At 74.1% G+C, this 7,745-nt stretch carries 4 protein-coding genes and 1 pseudogene; all 5 read right to left on the bottom strand.

All coding sequences use genetic code 11. The features are described from left to right. Positions 1-8 precede the first annotated feature (8 nt). Positions 9-1,040 carry a ketoacyl-ACP synthase III family protein gene (locus tag ACFV2J_RS34850; RefSeq protein WP_385095112.1) on the bottom strand — a complete coding sequence of 344 codons (1,032 nt, stop codon included), beginning with the start codon at positions 1,038-1,040 and terminating at the stop codon, positions 9-11. 208 nt (positions 1,041-1,248) lie between these two features. Next, complete coding sequence (locus tag ACFV2J_RS34845; RefSeq protein ID WP_385442438.1) at positions 1,249-5,358, bottom strand: AMP-binding protein; 4,110 nt, start codon at positions 5,356-5,358, stop codon at positions 1,249-1,251. 29 nt (positions 5,359-5,387) lie between these two features. Then, positions 5,388-6,245 carry an ABC transporter permease gene (locus ACFV2J_RS34840; RefSeq protein WP_385094489.1) on the bottom strand — a complete coding sequence of 286 codons (858 nt, stop codon included), beginning with the start codon at positions 6,243-6,245 and terminating at the stop codon, positions 5,388-5,390. Continuing rightward, positions 6,245-7,237 (bottom strand): ATP-binding cassette domain-containing protein, encoded by a 993-nt coding sequence (locus ACFV2J_RS34835; RefSeq protein WP_385094492.1) that lies wholly within the window; start codon positions 7,235-7,237, stop codon positions 6,245-6,247. Before ACFV2J_RS34835 ends, ACFV2J_RS34840 begins: the two co-directional genes overlap by 1 nt. Positions 7,238-7,275: 38 nt before the next feature. Beyond that, positions 7,276-7,745: pseudogene (locus ACFV2J_RS34830) on the bottom strand (dehypoxanthine futalosine cyclase); the annotation flags it as partial.

Below are 7,745 nucleotides of genomic sequence, written 5' to 3'. Positions count from 1 at the left end.
GGCGGTGTTCAGACCGCCCAGTGCGGCGTGTCGGTGATGGTGAGCACGGCGGCACTGCACAGCCATCCCGGCCCCTGGGAGAACAGCAGGACGTTGTCGCCCGGCACCACCTCGCGCGTGCGCACCAGGTGCTCCAGGGAGATGAACACGTCGGCGCCGCCCACGTGCCCGACCGTCCTGCCGAAGTCCCAGCTGCACTCCGCCATGGTCAGCCCGAGCGGCAGCATGATCGAGTACTCGATCATCCGGCCGTCCATGTTGATCGGCACCACCTTGGTGAGGTCCGACGCGTTCAGGCCGGCGTCGACCAGCGACCGGTGGATCATGTCCAGGCCGAACAGGGTCAGCTTCTCCATCGTCTCCGACAGCGGCATCTGCTCGCTGAACTGCTCGGCCCGCTCGACCATGCCGGCCACCGCTCCGGTGTCCTCGCGCAGCAGCAGCGGCCCGTCCCCGCGGTGCCACGACTCCAGCTCGTGCAGCACCCCCGAGTTGAGGGAGCGCACCTCGGCGAAGCCCCCCTCGTCGCTCACCAGCACCGCGGCCGCGCCGTCGCCGAGGATGTACGCCTGGCCGAAGCCCTTCCAGCGGTCCATCTGCGGCGAGGAGAAGTTCTCGCCCGTCGTCAGCAGCACCGAGCCCGCCCCGGCGGCCCCGGTGAGCTTGCCGATCGCCACCTCCAGGGCGCTGAGCATGCCGTCGCAGCCCTGCTGGAGATAGAGCGCGGGAATGTTGCCCAGGCCCAGCTCCCGCAGGATGTAACCGGGCGGGTAGGCGCCGTCGGGACCCTGGTAGTGGACGGCGCTGTGGATGTACGCCCCGAGGTCCTCGGGATCGGTCTTCGAGCGCTCCAGCGTGGTCCGCGCGGCCGCCACGACCATGTCCATGGCCGGCACGTCACCGGCGACATGGGTGCCCGTCAGCCCGTTCGCCGCCTGGATCTCGCCGTCCAGCCGCCCTTCGGCCACGGCCTGCAGGGCGTCGGCCCACTCGGGCAGCACGACGCCCAGCGATTCGATGTGCACGTTCTCGACCCTCATCTGGCTTCTTCTCCTCTTCCGCCTTCGGGCGTTCTGTGTCGTGCGGCGTCATGACGGCGGACACCCCGCGTCACGACGGCGCCGGGGGGCGGCGGGGGGCCCGCCCTCGACGCGCGCCCGGGGCGCCGCGCCCCCCCCCCAACCCCCGCCCCCCGCCCCCCCCCCCGGCCGGGAATCCCGTGTCAACGGGCCTGTCGGACAGGCTGGTTCAGCGGGCGAGCAGCTCCTTCTTCAGATGGCGGCCGAGTCCGGCCGGCGTGGCGAAGTCGAACACCACGGCCGCCGACAGGGGCAGCCCGGTCGCCTCGACCAGCGCGTTGCGCGCGGTGAGCGCGGTCAGCGAGTCGAAGCCGAGCTCCCGCGTCTCGCCGTCCGGCGGTATCTGAGCGCCGCCCGGCAGCCCGAGGGAGACGGCGAAGTGGGCGCGCACCAGGTCGATGACGGCCTGTTCCTGCTCGGCGTCCGACAGGGCCGCCAGCCGGTGCCGCAGTCCGGACGGATCCGTCACCGCGTCACGGGCCACCCGGCGGCCCGTGCCGCGCACCAGCCCCCGCCGCAGCGCGGCCGAGCCGGTGAGCGGACCGGCCGGCCCGTCGGCGTCCGGGACGCCGGTGTCCGGGCCGGTGCGCGCGGCGACGACCGCGGGCAGCCCCAGCGAGCGCGCCGCGTCGAACAGGTCCAGGGCCTCCCGTGAGGCCAGGTCGGCGCCGCGTACCGACACGGCGGGCACACCGGCGGCCCGCAGCCGCACCGCCCACGCGTCCAGGAACGCGCCGGCGGCCTCGGCGACCAGTTCGGGGGCGGCCGCCGCGGGGGCGGGGGAGCTGAGCACGAACAGGTCCACGTCCCCGGGCGCGAGCTGGTCGCCGAGGGCGAGCGCGGTGTCGACGACGGGCCGCAGCACCGCGTCGACGTCACCGTCGGGCCCCTGGGACGCGAGGTCCACGGCCGCCGCGAACAGCACGGCCGACGGTCCGGCCGCCCGCAGCGGGCGCACGGCCGCCACCGGGTCCGCCGCGTCCCACGCGGCCACGGCCACGCCCGCCGCACCCGCGTCCGCCACGGCGTCCACGTCGGCGTCCGTCACCGGCGTGCCGGCCAACAGCACGTCACGGAAGCCGTGATCGGCCACCAGCCGCCCGGCCGGTGCGGTCGCCCCGGCACTCACCGCCAGCAGCAGGCCCGCGCCGTCCGCGGCGGGCACCGCGGTGCCGGCGCCGGGCGTGACGCGTTCGATCCGCGGCGCGCGCGCCGAACGGCCGCGCAGTGCCAGCCGGGGTTCCCCCGAGGCCACCGCGTCCGGCAGGACACGCCAGGCCCGCTTGGAGGCGTCCGTGTCGACCAGCAGGAAACGGCCCGGTGCCCGGTCCTGCGCCGCGCCGACCAGCCCCCACAGGGCGGCGGCCGGCAGGTCCGGCGCCGGGGAGCCGTCCCAGGCGGGCACGGCACCCCGGGTCAGCACCACCAGACGGCTGTCCGCGAACAGCGGATCACCCCACCGGCGTGCCCACTCCAGGCCCTCGCGCACGGCACCGCGCACCGCGTCCGCGGTGTCCGCGCCGCTCCGGGCGGCTTCCGGGACCCGGGAGACGAGCACCACGTCCGGCGGCGCGCCGCCGTCCGAGACGGCCTTCGCCAGGGCGCCGAGGTCCGGATACGTCTCGGAGTAACGCCCCGCGGCCATCAGACCGGCGCGGACGCGCAGCGGGTCGTCGCCGACCACCGCCCACCGCTCGTCGCCGTGCCGCGCGGCCGGCGCGAGCTCCACGTCGTGCCACACCTGGGTGAACAGACCGTCCTGCTGGAGTGCCGAGGCCCGGGCCAGCGCGGCCCGGGTCAGTCCGCCGGAGGTCACGGACTCCACGCTCAGCACCGGATCGCCGGCCGCGTCCGCGGCCTCGATGCCGAACCCGCCGTCGGGCCGCGGCCGTACCCGCACGCGCAGCACGGACGCCCCGGAGGCGTGCAGCGTCACCCCGTGCCAGGAGTGCGGCCACCACGGGCCCTCGCCGTCCGGGGCCGGGGCCTGGACGGCCGGGTCCACCCGGGTGTGCAGCAGCGCGGGCCGCAGCACCGCGTCCAGCAGGGCCGGATGCAGCCCGAACAGGGCCGCCTGCTCCCGGTTCTCGTCCAGCAGCGCGACCTCGGCGAACAGCTCCCCGTCACGCCGCCACACCGTCCGCAGCTCCCACGGCAGGCCGTTGTCCGACCCGGCCGGGAGGCCGTCCGCACCGGCCGGCAACTCCTCCAGCGGGACGCGCTGTGAACCGGCCGGCGGCCACACGGCCAGGTCACCGGGGTCCGCGTCGGGCAGGCCGGGCGCGAGCGTGCCGGACGCGTGCGAGGTCCACGGCCGTCCGCTCGCCCCTTTGCCGTCGCGCCGGGCGTGCACGGTGACGGGACGTGCACCGTCCTCGCCGGCCGCCTCGACGCTCACCCGCAGCTGGACACCGTCCCGCTCGGGCAGCACCAGCGGCTCACCGGTGCTCAGTTCCACCAGGTGCCCGCAGCCGACGTGGTCCCCGGCGTGCAGCACCAGCTCGGTGAGGACCGCGGGCGCCACGACGGCCGTGCCGGCCACCGTGCGCGAGGCGGGCGCGGTGCGCCCGCCGCCCTGCAGACGGCCCGCGAACAGCACACCGTCCCCGCCGGGCAGTTCGACCGCGGCCTGCAGCAGCGGGTGCGCGCCGTCCACCAGGCCGAGTTCCAGGGCCCCTTCGTAGACCCGCGAGGACCGCTCCGCCGTCCGGGACCTGCGCCACAGCAGCCGGCCGGGCAGCCCGGCCAGCCGTTTGCGGGCGATCTTCCCGGCCGGGTTGCGCGGGACCTCGTCGACCTCGTACAGCTCCTCGGGCAGCTTGAACGCCGACAGCTCCGCGCGGCACGCGGACAGGACCGAGTCCGTGTCGATGCCGCCGGGTCCGCGCACCAGGTACGCCACCGGCACCTCACCGAGCGTGTCGTGCGGCTTCGCGCCCACGGCCGCGTCCGCGACGCCCTCCACCCGGCCCAGCACCTTCTCGATCTCGCCCGGATGGATGTTCTCGCCGCCGCGGATGATGAGTTCCTTCAGCCGGCCGCTGATGGTGACGTACCCGGCCTCGTCCTGCCAGGCGATGTCACCGGTGCGGTACCAGCCGTCGCTCAGCACGGACGCCGTCGCCTCGTCCTGGCGGTGGTAGCCGAGCATCAGCGCCGGACTGGAGACCCACACCTCGCCCTCCGCGCCGCCGGGCACCTCCCGCCCGGTCCGGGGATCCGTCAGACGCAGCGTCAGGCCCGGCACCGGCAGCCCGCAGGAGCCCGGCACGTACGGGCCCTGGGGGAGGTTGGTGGTGATCGCGCCGCCGGTCTCGGTGCTGCCGTAACTGTCCAGCAGCGGCAGGCCGAACGCGGCACGGAAGGACTCGTGCAGCGACGCCGGGCAGGAGGAGCCCGCGACCATGCACAGCCTGAGGTCGGCCAGGGCGTCGAACCCGTCGGACCGGGCCCGCTCGACCATGTGGTGGTACATCGTCGGCACCCCGACGAGGAACGTGGAGCGCTCCTCGCGGGCCGTGCGCAGGATCTCGTCCGCCGCCAGCCCGTCGGTGATCCGGGCCGTCGCGCCGACCGCCACCACCCCGAGCACGCACACGTTGTGCGCGACGGCGTGGAACAGCGGCATCGGCCACAGCACCCGGTCCCGCGGCGACAGCCCGAGGACCGGGGCGGTGCAGGCGCCGGTCGCCCACAGCGACGACCGCTGGGTGGAGACCACGCCCTTGGGACGGCCCGTGGTGCCGGACGTGTAGAGCATCCACGCCGGCTCGTCCAGGCCCAGGTCGTCGCGCGGTGGATGACGTATCGACCAGGTCGTCGCCAGGGTCTCGTACCGCGGCAGACCGTGCTCCTCCTCGGGTCCGGAGGGGTCCGGCACGACCACGACCGCGACCCCCGGCCGGTCGACCAGGACCCGGCGCACCTGGGGCAGTTGGGCCACCCCGGTGATCACCATCCGGGCCCCGCAGTCGTCCAGCAGGAAGGACAGCTCGGCGTCGGTCGACTGCGGGTTGAGCGGGACGCCGACCGCGCTCGCCCGCGTGACGGCCAGGTAACTCTCCACCGTCTCCACCCGGTTGGGCAGATAGATCACGGCCCGCGTGCCGCGTGCCAGGCCCAGCTCGGCGAGATGGCCGGCCACCCGGGCGGTACGCAGGGCCAGTTCGGCGTAGGTCACCGAGCGGTGGGCGTCGCGGAACGCGGGCTGCCGCGGCCGCCGCTCGGCGTGATCGGCGAGCAGTTCGTGCAGCGGCCGGACGAGATCGGCACGGAACATCTCACTCACGCTCCTCGGACTCCCTGCGGTCAGGCGGCGGACAAGCGGTAGCGGCGCACCGCCAGCGCCCGGCACACCAGGGCGATGACGACCGACCACGTCACGGACACCATCACGGCGTGCTCGGCGGGCCAGCCGGTCGTCGCGTGCAGCCCGGGGTTGCCGAACAGGTCACGGGCCGACTGGACGGTGGCCGTGAGCGGGTTCCACTCCGCCGCGAAACGCAGCGGGGTGGGGAGCGTGGACGGTGCGACGAACGCGTTCGACAGGAAGGTCAGCGGGAACAGCCACAGGAAGTTGCCGGTCGCGGCGGCCTCCGGCGCGCGGACCGACAGACCGATGAGCACACCCACCCACGACAGGGCGTAGCCCAGCAGGAGCAGCAGCCCGAACGCCGCGGCCGCGTGCAGGAATCCGTGGTGGATGCGCCAGCCGACGATCAGGGCGCAGCCCACCATCACCACGATCACGGCGCTGTTCTGCACCAGGTCGGCGAGCGCGCGGCCGGTCAGCAGCGCCCCGCGGGCCATGGGCAGCGAGCGGAACCGGTCGACCATGCCGCTCTTGAGGTCGTTGGCCATGCCCACGCTGCTGTTGCTGGCGGTCGCGAAGGCGATGGTCTGAGCGAAGAAGCCGGGCATCATGTACTCGCGGTAGGCCTCCGGGCCGCCCGCGCCGGGCAGCGCGAAGGAGCCCGCGAAGAGGTAGGCGAAGAGCAGGACGAACACGATCGGCTGCACGAGGCTGAGGACCAGCACCTCGGGGATGCGGATCATCCTGATGATGTTGCGGCGCGTGATCACGAGCACGTCGTGGATCGCCTTCGCCGCGGACGCGGGGCGCAGGGCGTCCCCGCCGCGGGACTGTACCGCCCATGCCACGGTCATCACTCCTTCTCGTTCGACGCGCCGGCCGAGGCCATCGCGGGCCGGGGCCGGTCGCCGCGGGGCGGATCCGTCAGGGCCAGGAACACCTCGTCGAGGGTCGGCTGGCGCAGGCTGATGTCGCTGATCTCGATCCCGGCGCCGGCCAGGGCGCCGATGACCTCGGTCAGCAGGTGCACGCCGCCGCCCACCGGCGCGGAGACCAGGGACCTGGCCCGGTCCACGTCCGGTGCGCGGGTGCTGAAGCGGCCCAGCAGCGCGGCGGCGCCCTCGATCTGTTCGGCGCGCTCCACGACGATCTCGATCTGCTGCCGGCTGGTGCGTGTCTTGAGTTCGCGCGGTGTGCCCTGGGCGATGATCCGGCCCTGGTCGACGACGGCGATGTCCTGGGCGAGCCGGTCCGCCTCCTCCAGGTACTGCGTGGTCAGCAGCAGGGTGGTGCCCGCGTCGACCAGCCGGTCGATGGCCTCCCACAACAGCAGGCGGCTGGTGGGGTCGAGGCCCACCGACGGCTCGTCGAGGAACATCACCGACGGCCGCACCACCAGCGCGCACGCGAGGTCGAGGCGCCGTCGCATACCGCCCGAGTACGTGGTGGACACCCGGTCGGCGGCCCCGGTCAGCTCGAACTGCGCGAGCAGCTCCTCGGCCCGGCGCCGGGACGCGGCGGCCCGCATGCCGTACAACTCGCCGATCATGCGCAGGTTCTCACGGCCCGTCAGCCGGTCGTCGACGGCGGCGAACTGACCGGACAGCCCGATCGACCGGCGTACCAGGTCCGGGTCGCGGACCACGTCGTGGCCCGCGACCGTGGCGGTACCCGCGTCGGGGCGCAGCAAAGTGGTGAGCACCCGGACGGCGGTGGTCTTGCCCGCCCCGTTGGGGCCCAGCAGACCCAGCACGGTGCCCTCCGGGACCGTGAGACTGACTCCGTCGAGAGCCCGGATCTTCCCGAAGGTCTTGACGAGGCCCTCAGCGTGGATGGCGCCCGGCATGGCTTCTCCGTCCTGTTTCTGCGTTCGGTGGGACTTCGTCAGTTCGCGGAGATCAGCTTCAGCTCGGGGTGGGCGGTGCCGCCCGCGATCGCGGTGGACGAGATGTGGGAGACGACCCGCTCGTCGACCGGGTCGTTCGCCGGGTCGTCGTTGACCTTGAGGTGCTCGTAGGTCGTGGCGCGCTGCGCGGGCACCCGCCCGGCACCGCGGATCAGCGTGAGCAGTTCCACCAGGTTGGAGCGGTGCTTGGCGCCCGCCGAGGAGACCACGTTCTCCTCCAGCATCACGGAGCCGAGGTCGTCCGCGCCGTAGTGCAGGGTCAGTTGACCGGCCTCCTTGCCGGTGGTCAGCCAGGAGCCCTGGATGTGGGCCACGTTGTCGAAGAAGAGCCGGGCGATCGCGATCATCCGCACGTACTCGAAGAGCGTGGCCTGCGTGCGGCCCTTGAGGTGGTTGTTCTCGGGCTGGTACGTGTACGGGATGAAGGCGCGGAAACCGCCGGTCCGGT

The sequence above is a fragment of the Streptomyces sp. NPDC059668 genome (assembly GCF_042734135.1).
Taxonomy (GTDB): domain Bacteria; phylum Actinomycetota; class Actinomycetes; order Streptomycetales; family Streptomycetaceae; genus Streptomyces.
Note: the sequence above shows the minus strand (reverse complement) of the source record. Positions and strands in the feature narration are given on the sequence as shown.

What these genes read in the sequence shown, in the direction of transcription:
- ACFV2J_RS34840 (WP_385094489.1), bottom strand. Translation starts at nt 6,245, where the DNA reads ATGACCGTGGCATGGGCGGTACAGTCCCGCGGCGGGGACGCCCTGCGC.
- ACFV2J_RS34835 (WP_385094492.1), bottom strand. Translation starts at nt 7,237, where the DNA reads ATGCCGGGCGCCATCCACGCTGAGGGCCTCGTCAAGACCTTCGGGAAG.
- ACFV2J_RS34850 (WP_385095112.1), bottom strand. Translation starts at nt 1,040, where the DNA reads ATGAGGGTCGAGAACGTGCACATCGAATCGCTGGGCGTCGTGCTGCCC.
- ACFV2J_RS34845 (WP_385442438.1), bottom strand. Translation starts at nt 5,358, where the DNA reads ATGTTCCGTGCCGATCTCGTCCGGCCGCTGCACGAACTGCTCGCCGAT.